The sequence below is a fragment of the Pedobacter sp. GW822-FHT03F06 genome (assembly GCF_058801365.1).
Genome location: NZ_JBXANE010000006.1, coordinates 169,396 through 192,592 on the forward strand (window position 1 = coordinate 169,396; position 23,197 = coordinate 192,592).

Consider the following 23,197-nt stretch of genomic DNA (forward strand, 5'->3'; position numbering starts at 1 on the left):
GCTACACGCCTAACACCAAACGCCGAACCTGGTTAATTGTTTAAACTGGTTAATCGGTTAACTGTTTTGTATTGCTCTTTGGCTTCAAGTTTTGCTATGCCATTAATCTTCGGACTTCCGACTCCAGGCCTCCGACCTTGCTAACCTTTCTCAAACTTCTTATCCAGCTCTGCCAAAGTAATGGTTTGGATAATCGGTTTACCACTCACGCTAAAGTTAGGTGTTTTACAGGCAAAAAGCTCATCAATTAAGGTATTCATTTCTTCCTGACCAAGGCTTGTTCCCGCTTTAATTGCACTATTTTTTGCTAAACTTCTGGCCAGGCTATCACGTTTGCTCAATTTTAGTTCCTGCTGCGAATTTTTAAAGCCCTCAATCAACTGTTCAAATAATTGCGTTTCGTTAATGTTGCTGCTGCCCAGATCAACCGGAACGCCTTCTACTACCAACGTATTTTTCCCAAACTCCCGTACATCGAAGCCCAAACTTTTTATATCATCCAGTAAACTTTTAGCCAGTTCAAAATCATTGGCATTAAGCGTAATGGTTTGCGGAAATAAACTCTGCTGCGATGCACCTTTGCGGTCATCCAGATGTACGAGAAAACGCTCGTAAAGGATCCGCTCATGTGCCATTTGCTGATCGATCACCATTAGGCCCGACTTAATCTGCGAAACAATGTAGCGGTTGTGCAATTGCATGTACTGCTTTTGTTTGGTTTCTAAAACAGTCTCATCAGCATAAATAGAAGTTTGTTCTACAATTGGCTGTTCTGTTATTTCGTAAAGCGAACCCCAGTTTTTAGCACTCGGTTTGGCTTCATAATTTCTTGGCGATGAGGCGTAACCGGATGTAGAACTGCTGTCGCTTGCAAATGGATTAAAATCAGGATTGAAATTAATGCTCGGTGGCACAATATCTTCAACCGCTTTATGGGTAATCATATTGCTAAAACCTGTTTCCTGATCGAAATCTAAAGTAGGCGAAATATTATAACGGCCAATTGAACGTTTTACCGCCGATTTCATAATCGCATAAATGGATTTTTCATCCAGATACTTAATCTCTGTTTTAGTGGGATGAACGTTTACATCGATTTTTGATGGATCGATCTCTATAAACAGTACATAGAGCGGATAACTGTCATCCGGTAATAAATCCTCGAAAGCAGAGCTTACCGCGTGGTTTAAATATGGATCTTTAATGAAACGGTTATTCACAAAAAAGAACTGCTCGCCCCTGGTTTTCTTTGCAAAAGCAGGTTTACCGATATAACCTTTTAGGTTAATAATGGTTGTTTCCTCTTCAACAGGAACCAGACGTTCGTTATAGTTGTTACCAAAAAGGTGGACAATACGTTGTTTTAAATTGCCTTTTGGCAGGTTAAAAATCTCGGTGCCATCATGGTGCAGACTAAAAAATACAGCAGGGTGCGCCAATGCTACCCGCTGAAATTCATCCAGGATATGGCGCATTTCTACCGGATTACTTTTAAGGAAATTCCTTCTGGCAGGCGTATTGAAAAATAAGTTTTTAATCGAAATCTGTGTGCCTGGTGAGGTGGCAACGGGTTCCTGATTGGTTACCTGTGCACCTTCGATAGAAATACAGGTACCGATTTCATCCTCATGCCTGCGGGTTTTCATTTCTACCTGCGAAATCGCTGCAATAGAAGCCATGGCCTCGCCGCGGAAACCCATGGTACGGATGGCGAATAAATCTTCCGCTTTTTTTACCTTCGAAGTGGCATGGCGTTCGAAACACATTCTGGCGTCGGTAACGCTCATTCCACAGCCGTTATCTATAATCTGAATCAATGCCTTTCCGGCATCTTTTACTACCAGTTGAATTTTATCTGCGCCGGCATCTATCGAATTTTCGAGCAATTCTTTTACCGCAGAAGCAGGTCGTTGAACAACTTCTCCGGCAGCAATTTGATTGGCAACAGCATCAGGCAATAAGTGAATAATATCAGTCATGTATTAAGGCAAAGTGAATTTGCTAAATTATGCAAAATAAGCTTAAAGAACCCGATTTGTTTAAAACTCAACATGTAAATGACTGTTGGTAAATAGGATTAATTGCTTCTACTGGTTTTATTTACACCAGTTGTCATCATGAGCGGAGTCGAAGGATATGGCTGGAAGGAATTAATTCTTTATGCTTAAATTTTTTGTTTTTTTGAAAAACAGGTTCCGGTGTCAATCGGTTCTGGGAGTCCCGCTGTCTGCTGTATCTTTTTGGCTGTCATCCTGAGCGGAGTCGAAGGGCAGCCAAAAAGTATACCGCTTCCATCGGGTTTATTTTACAAAGGGCTCTTCATCCAAACATCGTGAAGAAATAAACATCCATTTTTACGAAGAGCCGTCCTACTGATCCGATAGCTATCGGATTTGTTTCAGGATCTATGAACGGATAAAAACCTAGGTGTCCGTAGAGTTCCGAAGGGCTCTACGGGATGACGAATAAAAAAGAGTCTCTGACTCATTCTTAATTGTTGAGTTTGAAAACTCAATCTTATTAGCCAATCCGTAGAGACGCTGCGCTTAACTCTACGGACAGGATATGGCAAAAAACTAAGAAATAAAATCCATGCTTTCTGTGTTTCCGTGGCAAAAAAAACTACCCTCTGTAAAACCGAATTTACAAAGCCAAATGATTTCAATTTTCTATCTTTATCGATATGAAATCCATCTTATACAGCCTTTTTCTAGCTATACTCTTCTCTTCTTGTGCCAGGAAGGAAGAAGCTGATGTAGTTGTTTATAATGCTAAAGTTTATACCGTAAACAACAAGTTCGAAACAGTTGAGGCCTTTGCTGTAAAGAATGGTAGAATCTTGGCCCTGGGCAAAAGTGATGATATCAAAGCAAAATACGCTGGCAAAGAAGAAATTAATGCCGATGGAAAAGCTGTTTATCCAGGTTTTATCGATGCTCATGCCCATTTTTATGGCTACGGACAAAGTTTGCAGACAGCTGATCTAAGAGAAACAAAATCGTGGGATGAAGTACTTAAGCGCTTAACCGACTTTGCTAAAACGCATCCTGATGGTTGGTTAATTGGTAATGGCTGGGACCAAAACGATTGGGACAATAAAGCTTTCCCTACTAACGAAAAGTTAACAGCACTTTTCCCTGATCGCCCTGTATTTTTAAACCGTATTGATGGCCATGCGGCTATCGCCAATCAAAAAGCACTAGATGATGCTGGTATTAAAGGAGAACAGAAACTGGTAGGAGGCGATATGCTTACCCAAAACGGGAAGTTAACCGGTGTTTTAATCGATAATGCCGTAGCTTTAGTAGAGCGTAAAATACCATCACCAGACGCTAAAATGGCCGAAAAAATATTTATCGATGCACAGAAAAATTGTTTTGCTGCTGGTTTAACCACTATTGACGATTGTGGTTTAAGTTATTTAGCTGTTGATTTTATTGAAAAACTGCAGAAAGAGAAAAAACTTAAAATGAGGCTATACGTCATGCTTTCTGATGAGTCTGATAATTATAAATATTTATTTAATCGTGGCCCGATTAAAACTGACCGTTTAAATGTGAGATCATTTAAAGTTTATGCCGATGGCGCTTTGGGATCGCGTGGGGCTTGCTTATTGCACCAATATAGCGACATGCCAAATAAAACAGGTTTTCTATTGAGCGATCAAAAACACTTTGAAGAAGTGGCCAAAAAGATCGCGGCCAATCATTTCCAGATGTGTACCCATGCCATTGGCGATTCGGCCAACCGCGTAATCCTGAATATTTACAATAAAATTTTAAAAGGTAAAAACGATCAGCGCTGGCGCATTGAACATGCACAGGTAGTTAACGCTAAAGATTTTGACCTGTTCGGCAAAGCCAATATCGTCCCTTCAGTACAGCCTACACATGCCACTTCCGATATGTACTGGGCCGGACAGCGTTTAGGTGCCGAAAGATTAAAAAGTGCTTATGCTTACAAACAATTGTTAAAACAAAATGGTTGGATTCCTTTGGGCACTGATTTCCCGGTCGAAAACACTAATCCATTATTAACGTTTTATGCAGCAACAGTGAGAGAGGATGCAAAAGGTTTTCCGAAAGGGGGCTTCCAAATGGAAAATGCCTTAACGCCTGAAGAAGCTTTACGCGGAATGACCATCTGGGCAGCAAAAGCCAATTTTGAAGAAGATGAAAAGGGCAGTTTGGAGAAAGGTAAATTTGCCGATTTTGTTATGCTCGATCACGATATTTTGAAATCAACACCACAAAACATATTAAAAACCAAAGTTTTAAAAACCTACCTGAACGGAGAAAAAGTATATGAAGCGAAATAGATTGTGTATCCTGTTTGTAGCATTTTGCTGCAATATTTTATGTTTAATGGCCTGCGCACAGGAGCATACAGCGAATGAGAAAAAACTGGCTATTGCCAACGCGATAGCTAATGCAACCGTGTTATTAAATAATCAGGATGGTGTTATTCCTTTAAAATCGTTGGAGAAAAAGAATATTGCTTCGGTTAGCCTGAGTTTTGCTTACAGTACCGTTTTTGATAGTCTGGCGAATAAATATGATAAAATTACCTCATTTTCTGCCGATTCTTATAAAGATAGCGTGAATTTGAACGATTTAGAAGATGATCTTAAATATTTTAATACCATTTTAATCAGTATCGATGATCAGAATGTAAACAAGGCGAAATACATTAATTTCATTAACAGTATCAGTAAAAATAAACAGGTAATTATTTCTTTTTTTGGTAACGGACCAGGTTTAAAATCATTCGATCTGTTAAAATCGCCAATTGTGTGGACTGCCCAAAACAGTGCAGATGCGGCTGCCATTGTGCCGCAATATATTTTTGGTGGCATTGCCGCTTCGAATAAACTAACAACAGCATATTCTGCCCGTTATACCATGGGGTCTGGTTTTACTACAACAGCCATCCGTTTAAAATATACCGTACCCGAAGATGCGGGCTTAAACTCAAATAACTTAAAAGAAATTGATGCCATTGCCGCTGAAGCAATTGCGCAGAAAGCAACGCCAGGATTGGTGGTTTTAGTAGCTAAGGATGGTAAAGTGATCTTTAACAAGGCATACGGCACACATACTTATGATACCAATGTGCCTGATAAAGTAACCGATATTTTCGATCTGGCCTCTGTAACCAAGGTAACGGCAACTACACCGGCCGTAATGCGTTTGTTTGAAGAAGGAAAGTTGAAATTAGATACCAACATCGGCGCTTATATCCCAAAGGCGCGTACTACGCCGATGAACAACATCCAGGTTCGTGAGGTGATGTTGCACCAGGCTGGTTTCATTCCTTATATCCCTTTCCACGATTATGTGAAAACAGGTGATTATAGCAGGGATTCTTCGGCAGCTTATCCGACCAAAGTGGCCGATAATTATTATATCAAAAAAGGCTTTTTCAAAGATTTTATGTGGCCTAAAATGCTCAATTCGCCAATTAAAACACGCGGCAAATATGTGTACAGCGATATCAGTATGTATGTAATGAAAGATATTGTGGAGCATATTAGCGAAGAGCCTTTAAATCAATATACCTACGAAAATTTTTACAAACCTTTGGGGATGCAAACTGCGGGTTTCTTGCCGCGTAACCGCTTTAAACCAGAACAGATTATCCCAACAGAAATGGATACCTACTTCAGGAAAACATTATTAGTGGGCTATGTGCACGATCAGGGCGCGGCTTTGGCGGGTGGAGTTTCTGGGCATGCGGGTTTATTTGCCAGTGCCAACGATCTGGCCATTATTTATCAGATGCTTTTAAACCGCGGAACTTATGGTGGTGTAGAATATTTCAAAAATTCGACAGTAGATATGTTTACCTCGAAGCAATCCAATGTTAGCCGTAGGGGTTTGGGCTTCGATCGTTGGGATCCGGATACGACTAAACATTATCCCTCAGAGCTCGCTTCTCCACAAACCTATGGACATACCGGTTATACCGGAACTTGTGTGTGGGTAGATCCATCCCGTGGTTTGGTATATGTATTTTTATCTAACCGTGTTAATCCCACCGTTACCGATAAGTTATCGAACTTAAAAATTAGAGGTAGGATAGAAGATGTGGTGAACAAAGCCATCGACGAATCGAAGAAATAAACCTGTAAAATATCTAAATATGAAACGAATCAAAACTTTAGCGCTGTTCTTGCTTTTTATCGGAGGGATAAGCGTTGCAAATGCACAACAGATTAAAGACGGAGAAACCATAAATGTAGATGGAATTGCGGTAACCTATTCTGTTGTTAACAAAGAAAAATTAACCATAAAAGATCAAAATTTCGATCGTTACAAAGTGTTGGCGTCGGTAAAAAACAATACCGGTAAATCTTTTAATATCCGTTTGGCAAGTTCATTGGATCTTACTGGGATTTCTAATTCAAAAATTATAGAGTTAGATTGTATCAATGCCACAGGTGCAAGGTTAACCTCAAAAAAGGTTCAGGTGAGCATGAAAAGCCATTTAATAAATGTTACTTATCCTACAAAAGATAAAGACGGAAAATCAATCACGGCGATTCTTCCGGTTACAGCCGGATATTACTTTGATGAAGGACAGGTAATCGAAAACGATGCAATTTTTATTGTTCCCGCAGGCGAAACGCCACAGGTTACCGTAAGGAGCTTGTTGAAAAATTAAAATTAGGAGTTGTCAACTTTGCTATTCCATTGGCTAGAAAGTTGATAATTCTTTAAATAATTAATTTTTACAGTTATAATAGGCATCAAAAAGCTTATTTCTGAATTTATAATTAGGATCGTATTTCTTTTTCAGTTTAAAAAATGATTCAGCATTTGGATAAGCTTTTGAAAACTGTGATTGAGTAGCCTGTAGTTGGTAAGGCAGATAGTAAGTACCTTTTTCAGAAAGCGATGCATCAATCAGGGCCCTTGTCCATTGGGTTACTTTTGCCTTTTCTGTATCAGATACTTCCTGTTTGTAATAAATTACGAAAGCAAAAACTTCCTCCTTCGCCCAGGCGAGATACGATCCCGTATCTTTATTTGCATGCCGGATTGAAATGTTGATCACATTTACATCATTGCTTTTTAATACATTAACCATTTTTGGATAAAAGGAATCAAAATGATCTACAGGGATAAAATATTCTTGTAAAACGTAGGTGGCTTTTTTTCTTGAGTTGGGTTCCAACTCTTTTACATCATAGGTAGCTTCATAATTTCTCCATTCAACAACTTTACCTGTATAATGTAGTGGATCTGCAATGTGTTGCCTTAACCACTTTCCAAAATCAGAACCAGCTACTACTTTCATGGCAAATTTTTTCAGCCAATAGTTTTTGTCATTTGGTTTTAAACGCTCGGTTACAGTTAATTTATTTTCGGTTCTGGCATAAGTAACCGCTCTAACTTTGGTGTAGCTGTTTGGGTATATATCTGCATTATGAAATACAAATCGAGGTTTATTTCTAATGCTGGAAAAGAAGAATTTTTTGTATCCTGCAATATTCATTAACGTATCGTTTTTCTCTATTTTATAATTCTCTGTTAGCGATAAGGTTATTTCAGTGATTATACCAATTCCACCGTAGCCACCTATGGCTGTATAAAAAACTTCACTGTTAACTGTTGGGCTCGCGGTGATGAAACTTCCGTCAGCCAAAACGATCTTAAAACTTTTAACCGATAAAATAATTGGTCCCTGCCCAACATAACGCCCATGAACATTAACGCTAAGTGAACCACCAACGGTGAAATTCGCATAAGTCTGCATAATTTTAACAGATAAATCATATCGGTCAATAAACTGGATCAGCTCTCGCCACCTTATACCGGCCTGAACTGTAACTTCCTTCCGTTCTTTTGAGAAACTTAAAATCCTGTTAAACATTCTCATATCAATTTGCAGGGCATTTTCTGTAGCCGTTTGTCCACCTTGACTAAACCGGCCTCCACCTATCGAGATTGGCCCGTTGTGGTTTTTAACTGCTTTAATAATTTCAGGAGAAGTTCGCGGGGTAATTATGTTGGCAACCTTTATGGGGTTGAGCTCGGTAACATCGTTTACGACGTTCTTTTGTACAATCGGTTTATCAGGCTGGCACGCAAGAAGTAAAGCAGTGAGGATTAGAAAAATGCTGAGAGGGGAGCGTTTCATAGTGATCAGATGTTTCTGGATTTATATGGAATGATATAAAAATTGTTAAATCTAATAGGTTGTTTTATAGAAAGTTAACTGCCCATTAAGTTAATGATTTAGAACTAGCTTATAAATTACCGTTTTAAGTTCTTCGCTATCACGATCTTCGCACAATAGGAAAGTTGTATTATGCTCACCTTGATTAAGTAAAGTAATGCCTTCGAATTTATGTGTGGCCGAAATTTTATTGCTGAAGGTTAGTTTTAAAGTCTTCAGGTTAATACTGCCGATAAAACTGCCCAGAATTTCGCCATCGGCATAAGTCGATTTGGTATCTTCTGCGGTAGCAATGAAAAATATTTCATTTTTTACCAATACAGCATCGGTAAAAGAGGATTCAACATGATCAATATTTGGAAGCTTAAAAGAGTTGAACTTAGTTTGCTTAGTTTTAGCTAAATCTGCACCCTGGATTTTGAATATACCGTTCTTTGCATCGATCCCATTGCCACGGTTAAAAAGTAGCCACTCATTGCCTGTAAAGATTGCACCTTCCAGGTTAAAGTTCTGATCATCTGTTTTGGAGATAGATTTAAGTAAGGAATAAGTTTCGGTGAGGTCTTTTTGAAAAACTTTTTGCGTTTTCGGGTCGAATTCGATCATCAGGTTTCTTTTGGACGTGGAGCCAGAACCTAAAATGTATAATTTATCGCCATGCTGACAAAGGATTTCGAAATCGGGTTTTAAGGATTTAGGTATATTTTCTAACTGATCAAGTGTTTTGTCAAATAAGATCTGAATTTTGCGTAGCTTTTTGGTTTTGATATTGTATTCATTCAAATAGCCACTGTTATCGCCAATGATATACAGTAAATCTTCGTGAAGAAATAAACCCGAAGCAGAACCAATGCCATCAATCTCGGCGAAAACGTCTAAAGTTGTCGAATGCATGTTTGAAAATAATAAAAAAAGCACCGGTTTTGGCCGATGCTTAGTATTTTTTTGAATAAGATTGCAGCGTCTCGATGAAAAATCGAGTCTCTCAGCAATGACGATCTTTTTTTATTTTTTCAATCCAATTTCTCTTAATCTCTCATCCAAATATTCTCCGGCAGTCATATCGCTATAAGCTTTAGGGTGTTCCGCATCAATGGTTGATGGCAAGCTTGTTAAATCCATGTCGCTGCGTGGATGTAAGAAAAAAGGAACAGAGAAGCGCGATGTTTTCATCAGTTCACGGGGTGGGTTTACCACTCTATGTGTAGTCGATTTTAATTTATTGTTGGTTAAACGCTGTAACATATCACCCACATTCACCACAATATCGGTATGATGTGCTTTAATCGGCAACCACTCATTGCTGCGGGTTAATACTTCTAAACCATCTGCACTGGCACCGATTAATAAGGTGATCAAATTGATGTCTTCATGCGCACCTGCACGTACCGCATCGTCTGGAATGGTTTCAGGATTTTCGATCGGGAAGTAATGGATACCCCTCAAAATAGAATTTCCGTTATGAACATGTTTGTCGAAATAATTGATTGGCAATTCCAGGTAAGTCGCAATGGCACGTAACAGATGTGTCCCGTTTTCTTCCAGCTTTTTATAAATATCGCCTGTAACTTTGTTAAACTCTGGTAATTCCTCTAAAATCTCGTTATCAGGATACTCATTTTTAACAGGGTCACCATCAGTTACTTCCTGGCCAATCTGCCAGAATTCCTTCAAATCAGGAGTTTTAGCCCCTTTAGCTGTTTCTTTGCCTGCACTGGTGTAACCACGTTGACCAGCCAATTCTGGTTTCTCGTATTTCCTTTTGGTTTCAACAGGAAGCGAAAAGGCAGCTTTAATATTTTCATAAAGCTTGTCAATTAATTCCTGGCTTAAACCATGGTTGGTAATGGTAACAAAACCCGAATCGTTAAAAGCCCTGCCCAATTCATCAGAAAACTTTTTACGGTCTTCTGCAGAACCATTGATGTAAGAGCCTAAATCTAAACAAGGAATATACGGTGTAGACATAATTTTATATTTAATGTTTTACGAATTTAAAAAAGAATTGTTAATAAGTGCGTTTCGGTTGTGTATTAAGTATTTAATAAATTAATATACAGTTTTTTAAGTTATTAACAAAATTAGAAAATGAATGCAATGATCGATTGTCACATTAAATCCATTATAATTAAAACGCAAACTACAGCTTATTTAATTTCGTATAATTAACTGGAAAATAACTTGATGAACGGTGAGGTAAATTGGTTATTTGCGACTAATAAATTAAACACACACAAAATGAAAAAAATAATTTTAATTCTTTTATCGGTATTGGCCTTAAATCAGGCAAATGCGCAAGGGAAAAAGACAGAGAAAGCCACATTCGGAATGGGCTGTTTTTGGTGCACTGAAGCCATTTTTCAGCGTTTAAAGGGCGTTGTATCGGTTAAATCTGGTTATGAAGGCGGTACTTTAACCAATCCAACTTACGAGGAAGTATGTACCGGTGCGACAGGGCATGCCGAGGTTTTAGAGATTACCTATAACCCGATGGTAATTTCTTATGATGATTTATTGGAAGTTTTTTGGAAAAGCCACGATCCTACAACATTAAACCGTCAGGGTGCCGATAGCGGTACACAATACCGTTCAGTTGTTTTTTATCACACGGCTGAGCAAAAAGCTTTGGCAGAAAAGTATAAGGCAGAGTTGAATAAAACCAATGCTTATGGCAAAAAAGTGGTAACAGCAATTGAAGCAGCCAAGCCATTTTATATTGCAGAAAATTACCACCAGAACTATTTCAATAAAAACGGAAGTGAACCCTATTGCAGATTGGTAATTCAGCCCAAAATAGAGAAACTGGAAAAAATATTTAAAGCGAAGCTTAAAAACTGATAAACTTGGTTGACTGAGGTTGTATCATAAATATCTATCATCCTGTCCAAAGGACTCCTACGGAGAGCTTGTTGAAGGACATGTTTAAATACGCTTAAAGGTGTTTCGACAGGCTCAACATGACAGCATCAGAGCTGAAATCGCCTTTATGATACAACCTCTTTTCCTATTTTAGGAATTTAAACTTCTATCTATGGTAAAAAGAATAGTGCTCAATATTAATACCCAAAAAATTGCTGATGCAGCAAGTTTTTATAAAGATATTTTGGGGCTTGATCTTCTAATGGATCACGGTTGGATTGCAACTTATGGTACTCCGGGGCAAAAAATGGATGTACAGATCAGCTTTGCTTCAGAAGGTGGGTCGGGTACGCCAACACCAGATTTATCCATCGAAGTTGAAAACGTTGATGAAATATTGGAGAAAGTGAAAGCTGCCGGATTTCCGATCGAATACGGCCCGGCTGATGAACCATGGGGTGTTAGGCGTTTTTATACCAGAGACCCATTTGGGAAACTGATTAATATTTTAAGTCATTATTGAGAGCTAATTTTTGACAAAACATTAGAGTTACGATGACAGGTTTAGGTGGGGCGTCATTTCGACCGCAGTGGAGAAATCTTTGAACTATGTTAAAAGATCTCTCCATTCCGCTGCGCTTCATCCGATAGCTATCGGATCGAGATGACGAATCGTCTTTTAATTCAAAAAACCTTTAGCTTTTTCGAGCAGTTCGCTACCTTTTTTGCCAATTTCTTTTTTACCCTTTTCTATGGTTGAGGGCTGTGTATACTCACTCACCGAATTAGAAAGCGCTTTAAACTTGCCTATGCCAGCAAATACTTCTTCGGTATAAGGAACACCCTGCTGTTTCATCAGTTTTTCCCAGTCTATTTTCGAGAGTACCGCAACCATGTATTTAGTGGCAATTTTACCGATAAATGCTTTGTCGTACACACTGGTTAAAGCCTTGTCTGAGTCGCGGTCTTTTACATAAATCATAGTTTGTTGTAGTGCTTCGCGTTCGCTGTTAGAAAATAGTGGGCTTTTGCTCAGTTTTTCCAGGGCTGGAAGCGACTGCTCTGGTCTTTCTTTTTTTAAATTCAGATAAGCGGTTATTCCCCAAACCAGTTCATTTTGAATGCCCAATTTGTTCATGTCGTTTAAGAAAGCCTCAAAATCTTCAAGCGATCTTTCTTCATCAATTTTTCGCTCCATTCTCATTCTGTCAAAACCTCTAAAAAGATAGTTCATGCTATGGAAAGCCAAATGTGTCTGCTCATCATTTAAACGGCTCCAGCCAAAAAATGATTTGGTGTAGGGGAGTGGGATTTTCTCGTTTTTATCCAGCCATTTAATGTTTCTCGAAAGGCCATCTTCAGATAAATAGAACAGGTTGTTGCTAAAAAACAAGAAACCGCGCACAAATTCTAAAAGTGTTTTAATTTCGTTATCATCCAGCAGTTCTGGTTGAGTTTTAGCACATTCATATAAAGCAAAAGGTTGCCCCAGATCTCTGGTGGCCAGTACAGCCATGCTTAAAATGGCATGTTCTATATTTTGATAGTAGGCCTTGTTTGTATCTTTAAAAAATGGCTGCGGCGTTTTTACACCCGTTTTCATCGCGATAAAACCAGCTGTCAGGAGAGGAAAAACATCTTCATCGGTTTCTTTTACAAATTGTTTAACCGATCTATATTCTTTATACAACCTTAAGGCATCTATTACAGAAATGTTTTCATTTCCATACCCGTTCACTTTATTTAAGGTTCGAACAACGCTTTGTGCCTGTTTGCTGAATTTCTGATACTCGGGTTGCGTGGTATCCTGAACAGCGGTTGAACGGACAGCTATTTTAGCAAATTTATAAAATATGATTTTATCGTAATTGATGTTTTCAGCCAATTTCTTTTTATCAAGTTCGAGTAAAAGCTGATCGGTTTTTTCGCCAGAACAGGCAGCTAAAAATAGGACAACGCAAAATAAAATTAAATTCTTCATGAGGCATGTTTTAAACGAATAGATGTTTAAAACTAACATTTTAGGAAAGAAAAAAAATGAAAAACGCAGATTCTTCTAAATTTAGCCTTTCAGGACATTCCTCAATTATCGAAATTTAAATTTTTTTGAGTTTTTAAAAGTAAAATGATAAATTTTTAAAGGAAATAGATGGTACGATTAGCAAATTAACAATCGGTTTCTGTGGTCAGTTTTATGTTCTATTTGTTTTGTTATTGACTAAACTAATTTTTGGATTAAAATTTGATTAGAACATGTCAAAAAGAGGAAAGTATTTCTAATTTTTTGGCAATTTTTTCAGATTTAATGGCCTAAAATTCGTAGGATGTTTAAAATCATTCTAAATTTGTAACTCCTTTAAGCTAAGATGACAAAAAAGAAAAAGACAGTTGGTAAAACTGACGCTGATGTAATTTTAATAGGGGCTGGCATCATGAGTGCAACCCTGGGTGTTTTGTTAAAACAATTAGAGCCCAATTTAAGCATAGAAATTTACGAACGTTTAGATATTGCGGCGGCAGAAAGTTCTGATGCCTGGAATAATGCCGGAACGGGACACTCTGCTTTTTGCGAATTAAACTATACGCCCGAAAAGAAGGATGGTACGGTTGAAATAAAAAAGGCGGTTCAGATTGCAGAACATTTTGAAGTTTCTAAACAATTTTGGTCATATTTAGTGAACAAGGGATTGGTTTCTGACCCTTGTAATTTTATCCGCAATATTCCTCACATGAGTTTTGTCTGGGGGAAAAAGAATGTAGAATACCTTAAAAAACGCTACGATGCATTAACCCAATGTGATCTGTTTAGCGATATGCAATATACCGAGGATACCGAGCTTGTAAAAAACTGGGCACCCTTAATTATGGATGGCCGTAAAAAGGGCGAAAAAGTTGCAGCAACAAAGATGGATCTGGGAACTGATGTGAATTTTGGAACCTTAACCCGTGATATGTTTAACAACTTAAAGGAACAAAGCAATGTTAATCTGCATTTCAATCACGAAATCCGCGACCTGAAAAAGAATAAAGACGGCAATTGGATCGTAAAAGTTAAAGATTTAGAAACCGGCGATAAACGTAAACGTGTAGCTAAATTTGTATTTATCGGTGCCGGTGGCGGTTCTTTGCCATTATTGGAAAAATCGGATATTCCTGAGGGAAAAGGTTTTGGCGGTTTTCCTGTTAGTGGGCAATGGCTGAAATGTACCAATGAAGAAATTATCAAAAAACACCATGCAAAGGTATATGGTAAGGCAGCGGTTGGTGCGCCACCAATGTCGGTTCCACACTTAGATACCAGAATGATTAATGGCAAACAGGCATTATTATTTGGCCCGTATGCTGGTTTCTCTACCAAATTCCTTAAAAATGGCTCATTCCTGGATTTACCAAAATCAATTAAATTTAATAACATCCGTCCGATGCTCTCTGCCGGATTGCATAACCTCGATTTAACAAAGTATTTAATAGAGCAGGTTAGGCAGTCGCCAGAAGATAGATTGGAAGCGTTGAAAGAATATTTACCAACTGCCGAACTTAAAGATTGGGAACTGGAATATGCCGGGCAGCGTGTTCAGGTAATTAAAAAAGACGAAAAACAAGGCGGTATTTTAGAGTTTGGTACAGAGGTGGTAAGTGCTGCTGATGGTTCTATTGCAGCTTTGCTGGGCGCTTCTCCTGGTGCATCAACAGCTGTTTCTATCATGCTCGATTTATTAAACCGTTGCTTTGCAGAAGATTTAGCTACCGACGAGTGGCAGGCGAAAATCAAAGAGATGATTCCGACTTATGGAAAATCACTTGCGGAAGATGCGGATCTTTGTAAAGAAACCAGAAACAGAACCTCAAAAGTGCTAAAAATTGAAAATGCTGTAATAGCTTAATTGAAACAACGATATATCTTATACAAAGTCCCGGTGTAAATCGGGACTTTTTTGTTTTAGGTATTTCCATGGTCTGTGTCCGCACAGAGACCATAATGGGATAGGTAATTGATCATTTGCATCACCAAACGTTCCTACGGAACGAACACAAATAACAAAATGTTATTTGCTACCTACCATTCGTCCCGAAGGGACGGCCGATACGTTATAGCTATCTGTCATCATATTCTTACGGATGGTTCATGAGTAACATTGGTTTTCTTTCGTTCCGTTAGGAACGTTTCACAGGTAACACTTGAGGAGAAATATTTTTTCGTTCCGTAGGAACGTTTGGTGTTTTTCTCTTCACAGGCCTTACCTCAATAAACCTGATGGGAACGGCAGCTCCCGATTGTTCATCGGGACTACAGTGTACAGCAGGACTACAGTAACCAATAGCAAACCGGACCTTGCTTTTCAAAAAAATGAGACATATTCTTACCACGCAAAAGAGGGTATCCAATTGCTTGAATACCCTCTTTTGTGAAAAATACTTTATGGTTAAGCCGCAATTACTTCTGCAACTTCATCGGCAGAAATATCACTGTGCGATGCTTCCAATACACACTCGCCATCTTTAATTAATAAGATCTGTGGCGATTGGTGTGCTACCTGAAACACTTCGGCGATCTGATTGGAAATATCACGATAGCTAATTAAATCTAAAAAGTAAAGTTTTGTGTCTGCAGGAATGATGTCCCAATCAAATTCGAAGTTCTTTTTAGCCATTAAACTGATTGAGCAACGTGTGCTGTGCTTAAAAATAAGGCTAAAACCGCTTGCATTTTTGATCTCGTCAAGCTGTTCTATTGAAGTTAAGTTAACCCAAGTCATGATATTATACGTATTGTTTTACAGGACAACAATTACAGTTAAATAAAGTTCTGTAAATGACCTGAATATGAGATTACAAATGAGGCAGATTAATTCCTTCTGCGTTTTCCTTCTGGATAAGATCCGTAAGCAGGACAAAGTTTAGAAGAACAAGATTCTAAAATGGTAATGGTGCAAAACACCGCCAATAGTAAGATGGCTACTTTTTTCATCCGTATATATATTGTTATTTCAATGGTGATGAAGCGATCATGAACGAGTTATGATGGTTTCATCGGGATCTGTTAATTTTTAAACTTCTAAGTTACAAATAATTATTAAAACGCAAGTTTAAATTTGAGCCGAAAAATCAGCCATTTTAATGGCAGTAATTGCAGCCTCATCTCCTTTATTGCCATGTTTGCCACCAGCACGGTCTTGCGCCTGCTCTAGGTTATTGGTGGTTAAAACCCCGAAGATAACTGGTTTACTATACTTAATGCCAACATTGGTTATACCCTGTGCCACTGCATCGCAAATAAAATCGAAATGTTTTGTGTCGCCCTGAATCACACACCCTAAACAGATTACAGCATCTATATCGCTTCTTTTGCTCAATAGAATTTCTGCACCACCTGTTAATTCAAAACTTCCCGGCACAGGTAAAGAAATTATATTTTCTTCAGCAACACCATTAGCTAACAATGTTTTTAATGCACCATTGTATAAAGCACCGGTAATTTCGGCATTCCACTCGGCTACAATAATTCCGAATGTATAGTTAGCTCCACTCGGAACTGTGGTGTGAGAGAAATCAGATAGATTTTTTAATTGTGTTGACATGGGGCAAAGATAATGTTATGCTTCGAATGTTAAAAACCTTAATGTTTGTTACTTGTAACATTTAGTTCGGTTATGGTTAGATTAGTATAATAATCAGATAAAATTTTAACCGCTTATGGAATTTTTACGTTCTGCCCATCTATATTAAAACGCAAAGCCATCTTATGAACATATCATTACGTATCTCCGCTTTATTTCTTTTTACCTTTTTGTTTTCCTTCGATGTTTCTGCTCAGCATAAATATACGCTGGCCGATTTTTATCGGGTTGACTCTCTTGCTAACCAAGCCAAACCCAAGGATGCCCTGACTTTGATCGAAAAAATAAATCAAGCGGCACAGAAAGAGAACAATGCACCATTACTGATCAAATCAGTTATCTACCGGATGATGTTTCAAAGCTATTTGGAAGAAAATGCCTTTGATAAAATTTTGGTTGACCTGCGTACAGACATCAACAATGCCAAACAACCCGAAAAAAGCATTTTACAGTCGCTTCTAGCCGAAACATATTGGAATTATTTGCAACAAAATAGGTGGCAAATTGGATCGCGAACACAAGTACAGGGCGATATTGGCAACGACATTAAAACCTGGAGCATTAAAAAACTAAATGAGGAAACGATAAAGTACTACCTGTTATCGTTAAAAGAAGCCAAAATTTTACAACAAACTAAAGTTGATGTTTTGGATGCCGTTTTGGCGGGTGATAAAAATAACCGGAATTACAGGCCAACGCTGTACGATCTGCTTGCACACCGGGCTATCGATGTTTTTAGCAACACACAGATTAACCTTACACAATATGATGATGACTCAATTGATATGAGCAATGCCGCTTGGTTTGGCAACAAACAGGATTTTTTAGCGATGGAACTCAGAAATGACAGTACATTGTTTAAACCGCAAGCCTTACTGTTATTTAAAAACCTGATCAGATTTCATCAAAACAGCAATAACTTTTCGGCATTGGCGGATGTTGATTTAAAACGCTTAAAATTTATACAACGAAATTTTAGTGGCGATAATCAGGAATTATACAATAACGCTTTGCGTAATTTAGCCGAACAAAGCACCCAAACCGAAGTTTATACCGATATTTTATATGAACAGGCACTGATGCATAAAAATGCGCAATTGCCTGTTGATACCAACAGACAAAATCTTTTAACAGCCGTTGCTTTAGCTAAGAAGGCTGTTGAGGCCTATCCTAAAAGTATCGGTGCGCAAAATGCAGAAAATTTAATCAGGCAGATTAAAAGCAGCGAATTGTCAATTAAAATAAAAGGATATATCCAGCCGGATAAACCTGCACAGTTATATTTATCATATAAAAATACAGATACAGTACATATCAGGCTGTTTAAAGCACCCGAACCCCATAATGATTACGAACAGTTTAAAAACAAAGATGGCTTTTTAGCTTTTTTTAATCAAAATAAAGTAATCAAAAAATGGTTTGTGATAGTGCCGAAAACCAGTGATTACCAAAGCCATACCTTAATTGATAAAATAGACAGTTTACCCTTTGGTAATTATACCTTGATTGCCCAAACTGTTAACCGCGAACAAAAAGATACTGTTTATAGCAATATTAATTTTAAGGTTACTGCAATGGCTGTAATCAACAGGCGCAATATTGAAAAACATGAATATTTTGTTAGCCAGCTGAGCAACGGTGCACCATTAAAAAATGTTAAAATCCAGCAACAGCGATATGATTATAACAAGCGGAAATACATTAATGGCGATTTAATTACCACTGATGAAAATGGTTATGCAACGACAAATGAAACCGATAGGAATATGTCTTTTGCGGTGGCGACTTTTGGGAAAGACGAATTGAAAGTAAACATCAATAATTATAACAGCTATCGGGATGACGATGATAAAGAGCGTGTAATTCTTTTTACTGATAGACCTATTTATCGGCCGGGTCAAACCATTTACTATAAGGGTATATGCTTGCAATCGGAAGATGGCAAAAATAAAATTGTGGTAAATAAGGTAATTGAGGTTTTTTTTAACGATGCCAATGGTAAGGAAATAGCAACAAAAAATGTTACCAGTAATGATTATGGTACTTTTCAGGGTTCCTTTAGTATACCAATGGGGAAACTAAACGGCAACATGGAGATCGAAACCGATTATGGACGTATTAATGTGCAGGTTGAAGAATATAAACGCCCAACTTTTGAAATCGTTTTTGATAAGCCCAACCAAAAATACAAATTAAACGATAGTATTAAAGTACATGGTAAAGCCAGTGCTTTTTCTGGATATTCAGTAAACAATGCGAAAATAAATTATAAGATCTTCCGCAGGGCAATCTACGATTATCGGTCAAATTATGCACAGTATGCAGCAATTTATGGTTCTAGGGGTTTCGAGAGGCAGCAAATTGCCATTGGCAGAACAAGTACCAAACCGGGTGGTAAATTCGATATTACCTTTTTTGCAAAGGCCACCAATACCAAACAGAATTATAGCTACGAAATTGAAACTGAGGTAACAGATTTAAATGGCGAAACCCGAACGAAAACCACAGCTATAAATGTGGGCCAAAAAGATATCAATCTTAGTGTCGGTGCCGAACAGGTTATTTATGTAAGCAATAAAACCGATAGTATCCAATTCTGGGTAACCAATTTAAACTACGAACCCATTAAAGCGAATGTTAAGGCCGAATGGAGTTTGTTGCAGGCACCATCCAGATTAATGAACAAGAGTCCGTTTTATGCCGAAAACTATGCATTAAGTAAAGAGGCGTTTATTAAGTGTTTTCCTAATGAGGATTATAATAACGAACTCGAAGTAGCCAAATGGCCCATAAAATCGGTAGAATTAAAGCAAAACCCGACGGCCAAAAATGGTCGGGGGAGTTTAACCTTCAATCAGAAAAATCTAAAACCAGGTTATTATAAAATCAATTTAATAGCTATAAACGAGCAGAACGATACCATTAGCGTAGATAAGTATTTAGTTATCTATAAGGAAGAAGAGCCTGTAACGATACAATCTAATATCGAATGGATTGCCGCTGAGGTTAGTGTAATTAAACCGACTGAAAGTGCTGTTTTTCGCTTGGCAGGCTTAGCCGATAACAGCAGGGCTTATTATGAAGTTTATTATCGTGATAGTATAGCCGAAAAGGTATGGCTTAATCTATCACCAAAGCAAAGTTTTGTTAAAATTAAACCGAAAGGTAATTACGAGGATGGTTTTGCCGTACAGTTTACCATGGTACATCAGGGTATGATTTACAGTTCTATGCAACAGGTTAAAATTATAGATCCGAAAAAAGAGTTAGATATTAAATTTTTAACCTTTAGAAATAAACTGCAGCCCGGAGAAAAGGAGAGTTGGAAGCTGCAGATCAGTAATAAAAATGGCGAGAAACAGATGGCCGAAATGGTAGCTACGCTATACGACGCAAGTTTGGACGACTTGAAAAGAATGGATTGGAACACGCAGTTACCAACAGGCTTTAACTATTATTTTTACACTTGGAATTTCAATGTAAATGATGTCGCTAACGCGGGTTATTTATGGTTTTTAAGGTCTGAAAATAATTATAGTGTAATTACCCGTGGTTACGAAAATCTTAATTTATTCGGTTACAATTACTATGGTGGTTATAACTATAGTTACCGTAATTACATAAACAGTCTGAAAAGGCCAAAAAAAAGAGGTTTATCTCCTGAGGCTGTTCAGAAATTAGCTGAGTTGGCCAATGGTAAATTAACCTACGGGGTGGTATTTGATGAACATGGTGAAATATTACCAGGTGTACAGGTGAAATCTGGCAAAACAGTAACCACTACTAATGTTTTTGGTATTTATACCATTGATGCTAAAGCAGGAGAAACCTTGAGTTTTGCTTTTATAGGTTTTAAAAACCAATCTATAAAAGTAGGCGCTAAAAAACGGATAGATGTAAGCCTGAAGGAAGATGGAAATGCTTTAAATGAGGTGGTGGTTGTGGGCTATGGGTCGCAGAAAAAGGAGGTGGCAAGTGCATCGGTACAGATCAGAGGTTCAGCTACCTTGCAAGGGAAGGCAGCAGGTTTAAGTGTAGCGCCACCAACAGTCGAAAAGTTAAAAGGGGAAGCAGTTGCAGTAGATGATGCGGGGTCATATGATTTCGTAAGCATTAACAGTTACGACCCTAAAACAGGTTTAGAAATCGTAAATGGCAAGCCTGTCATCAAAAAACCTAACATCACCCCACGTACTAATTTCAACGAGCTTGCATTTTTTTATCCACAATTGTTAACCGATGCCAAAGGCGAAATCAAGATCGAGTTTACCATCCCGCAAAGTTTAACACGCTATAAAATGATGGGGTTTGCACATACCAAAGATTTAAAAACGGCATCGATCACCAACGAATTGGTTACCCAAAAACAGTTGGCCATTGCGATTAATGCACCACGTTTTTTCCGTGAAGGGGATACCATTTTATTAAGCGCCAAACTAAATAACCTGGCGGGCAAAAAACTTATCGGCAATGCCAGTTTAGTACTTACCGATGCCTTAACAGCTAAGCCGATCCAGATTTTTGAGGCAAACGAAAAAACCGAAAAAACTTTCGAAGTTGATGATGCAGGCAACACCGTTTTAAAATGGACATTAATTATCCCATCTGGTATTAGTGCCATAACCTATAAAGTTTTGGCCCAAAGTGGCAAGTTTAGCGATGGTGAAGAAAACACCATTCCGGTTTTGGCAAATGCCATGTTGGTTACCGAAAGTATGCCCATAAATGTACGCGGTAATACAACTAAAACTTTCGATTTTGAGAAGCTGGAGAAATCAGGAGCTTCAAAAACCTTGCGTAACCAAAGTTTAACTTTCGAGTTTACCTCAAATCCCATCTGGTACGCTGTGCAGGCATTGCCTTATTTGATGGAATATCCCTATGAGTGCGCTGAGCAAACTTTTAGCCGGTTTTATGCCAATAGTTTTGCAACAGGTATTATTAATTCGTCACCTAAAATTAAAACCGTTTTCGAACAATGGCAAAACACAAATAATGGCGAAGCCCTCTTATCTAACCTGGAAAAAAATCAGGAGCTCAAATCAATTTTGTTAGAAGAAACACCTTGGGTACGTAATGCCGATAATGAAAATGAGCGTAAAAAACGTTTAGCCATACTTTTCGATTTAAATAGAATGACTTACGAGTTGAAAAACAACTTCGAAAAGTTAGAGAAAATGCAATTTAATAATGGTGCCTTTCCTTGGTTTAATGGCATGCAGGAAGATCGGTACATCACACAGCACATTGTTTTAGGCATGGGCCAGTTAAAAAAACTAAAACTGATTGACGAAAAAGCTTATCCTAATTTTAATGTAATGCTTAACAAAGCCATTATTTATTTAGATGCACAGCTGGTTAAAGATTATAAAGATGAAGTGAAAGGAAAACGTTTTGCCTATTTACCTTTGCACTACCTATTCGCCAGAAGCTACACCAATCAAAAAAACAACAATGCAGATTTTTTAAAGGCCAAAGATTTCTATCTAAAAAAATTAATAGCGAACTGGAAAACATTTGATACGTACCAGTTGGCACAAACCGCCTTGGTTTTAAATAGAAATGGTAATGAATTAGAAGCCAAAAAAATTATTACGTTATTAAATCAAACGGCTCAGCAAAATGATGAACTCGGTATGTACTGGGCTACCAATAAAGCAGGCTGGTGGTGGTACCAAAGCCCGATAGAAACACAGGCTTTATTAATAGAGGCTTTCGACGAGGTGACTAACGATGCCAGATCGGTGGAGGAAATGAAAATCTGGCTGCTTAAAAACAAACAGACCAACGATTGGAAAACAACCAAAGCTACTGCTGCTGCCTGTTATGCATTGTTAATGAAAGGTACCGACTTATTAAGTGAAAGTAATGATCCTGAAATTATGATCGGAAATCAAAAACTAGCCGATTTACAACAGCCGAATGCCACAAAAGAAGCCGGAACGGGTTATCAAAAATTAACTATTGCAGCGGCTAATGTAAAACCAGAAATGGGGAAGGTACAGGTTAAAAACAATAACCAAACCATAGCCTGGGGCGCATTGTACTGGCAATATTTTGAGCAACTGGATAAAATTACCCCGGCCAATACAGGTGTTAAAATCAACAAGCAATTATTTGTCCAAAAAGCTAGCGCAAAAGGCGATGTTTTAATTCCGCTTACGGCAACCAATATTTTGGCCCCTGGCGATTTATTGAAAGTGCGTATTGAAATTTATTGTGATCGGGATATGGAATATATTCATTTGAAAGATATGCGCTCATCGGGTTTTGAACCTGTAAACGTAATCTCTAGGTATAAATATCAGGATGGTTTGGGTTATTATGAAAGTACAAAAGATGCTTCAACCAATTTCTTTATCAGTTACATGCCTAAAGGAACCTACGTATTTGAATATCCCCTGCGGGTTACGCATGCCGGAAATTTTTCAAATGGAATTACCTCTTTGCAAAGCATGTATGCACCTGAGTTTACTACCCACTCAGCAGGGGTAAGGGTAAATGTAAAACCTTAAGAGGTTGGCCGCCTAGAGCGAAGC

At 38.1% G+C, this 23,197-nt stretch carries 14 protein-coding genes; 7 read left to right on the top strand and 7 right to left on the bottom strand.

The window, feature by feature from the left end:
• Nucleotides 1–140: 140 nt before the first annotated feature.
• Nucleotides 141–1,979, bottom strand: a complete 1,839-nt coding sequence (gene mutL, locus AC1RJ8_RS12195) for a DNA mismatch repair endonuclease MutL (RefSeq protein ID WP_492954109.1) — start codon at nt 1,977–1,979, stop codon at nt 141–143.
• A 704-nt stretch (nt 1,980–2,683) separates the two neighbouring features.
• On the opposite strand from mutL, the gene AC1RJ8_RS12200 reads away from it, so the two are divergent.
• The 3 genes from AC1RJ8_RS12200 to AC1RJ8_RS12210 are packed head-to-tail and all read left to right on the top strand — an operon-like array spanning nt 2,684 to nt 6,663.
• On the top strand, nt 2,684–4,318 hold the full coding sequence (locus AC1RJ8_RS12200; protein ID WP_492954108.1) for an amidohydrolase: 1,635 nt from the start codon (nt 2,684–2,686) through the stop codon (nt 4,316–4,318).
• 46 nt (nt 4,319–4,364) lie between these two features.
• Nucleotides 4,365–6,122 carry a serine hydrolase domain-containing protein gene (locus AC1RJ8_RS12205; protein ID WP_492954107.1) on the top strand — a complete coding sequence of 586 codons (1,758 nt, stop codon included), beginning with the start codon at nt 4,365–4,367 and terminating at the stop codon, nt 6,120–6,122.
• A gap of 19 nt (nt 6,123–6,141) precedes the next feature.
• Nucleotides 6,142–6,663, top strand: a complete 522-nt coding sequence (locus AC1RJ8_RS12210; protein ID WP_492954106.1) for a hypothetical protein — start codon at nt 6,142–6,144, stop codon at nt 6,661–6,663.
• Between the two features lie 60 nt (nt 6,664–6,723).
• Here the strand turns inward: AC1RJ8_RS12210 and AC1RJ8_RS12215 are convergent, their stop codons facing one another.
• The 3 genes from AC1RJ8_RS12215 to AC1RJ8_RS12225 form a co-directional block, all read right to left on the bottom strand.
• The gene (locus AC1RJ8_RS12215; RefSeq protein ID WP_492954105.1) at nt 6,724–8,142 is read right to left on the bottom strand and encodes an FAD-binding oxidoreductase; all 1,419 of its coding nucleotides are present in this window, start codon (nt 8,140–8,142) and stop codon (nt 6,724–6,726) included.
• Between the two features lie 90 nt (nt 8,143–8,232).
• Nucleotides 8,233–9,075, bottom strand: a complete 843-nt coding sequence (locus AC1RJ8_RS12220; protein WP_492954104.1) for a DUF6929 family protein — start codon at nt 9,073–9,075, stop codon at nt 8,233–8,235.
• Nucleotides 9,076–9,186: 111 nt separating this feature from the next.
• Complete coding sequence (locus tag AC1RJ8_RS12225; RefSeq protein WP_057932189.1) at nt 9,187–10,149, bottom strand: isopenicillin N synthase family dioxygenase; 963 nt, start codon at nt 10,147–10,149, stop codon at nt 9,187–9,189.
• 270 nt (nt 10,150–10,419) lie between these two features.
• Here AC1RJ8_RS12225 and msrA point away from each other — a divergent pair, with 270 nt between their 5' ends.
• Nucleotides 10,420–11,019 carry a peptide-methionine (S)-S-oxide reductase MsrA gene (gene msrA / locus AC1RJ8_RS12230; protein WP_029279958.1) on the top strand — a complete coding sequence of 200 codons (600 nt, stop codon included), beginning with the start codon at nt 10,420–10,422 and terminating at the stop codon, nt 11,017–11,019.
• Between the two features lie 193 nt (nt 11,020–11,212).
• The gene (locus AC1RJ8_RS12235) at nt 11,213–11,563 is read left to right on the top strand and encodes a VOC family protein (RefSeq protein WP_492954103.1); all 351 of its coding nucleotides are present in this window, start codon (nt 11,213–11,215) and stop codon (nt 11,561–11,563) included.
• Nucleotides 11,564–11,719: 156 nt separating this feature from the next.
• Here the strand turns inward: AC1RJ8_RS12235 and AC1RJ8_RS12240 are convergent, their stop codons facing one another.
• Nucleotides 11,720–13,021 carry a hypothetical protein gene (locus AC1RJ8_RS12240; RefSeq protein ID WP_492954102.1) on the bottom strand — a complete coding sequence of 434 codons (1,302 nt, stop codon included), beginning with the start codon at nt 13,019–13,021 and terminating at the stop codon, nt 11,720–11,722.
• Between the two features lie 385 nt (nt 13,022–13,406).
• On the opposite strand from AC1RJ8_RS12240, the gene AC1RJ8_RS12245 reads away from it, so the two are divergent.
• A complete protein-coding gene (locus AC1RJ8_RS12245) occupies nt 13,407–14,924 on the top strand; it encodes a malate:quinone oxidoreductase (RefSeq protein ID WP_492954101.1) in 1,518 nt (505 codons plus the stop codon).
• A gap of 540 nt (nt 14,925–15,464) precedes the next feature.
• Here the strand turns inward: AC1RJ8_RS12245 and ytxJ are convergent.
• Together ytxJ and ribH are read right to left on the bottom strand one after the other, a co-directional pair.
• A complete protein-coding gene (gene ytxJ, locus AC1RJ8_RS12250; protein ID WP_492954100.1) occupies nt 15,465–15,797 on the bottom strand; it encodes a bacillithiol system redox-active protein YtxJ in 333 nt (110 codons plus the stop codon).
• 330 nt (nt 15,798–16,127) lie between these two features.
• A complete protein-coding gene (gene ribH / locus AC1RJ8_RS12255) occupies nt 16,128–16,619 on the bottom strand; it encodes a 6,7-dimethyl-8-ribityllumazine synthase (RefSeq protein ID WP_492954099.1) in 492 nt (163 codons plus the stop codon).
• 164 nt (nt 16,620–16,783) lie between these two features.
• On the opposite strand from ribH, the gene AC1RJ8_RS12260 reads away from it, so the two are divergent.
• Entirely contained in the window at nt 16,784–23,173 is a 6,390-nt protein-coding gene (locus AC1RJ8_RS12260) for an alpha-2-macroglobulin family protein (protein ID WP_492954098.1), read from the top strand.
• Nucleotides 23,174–23,197: the final 24 nt, after the last annotated feature.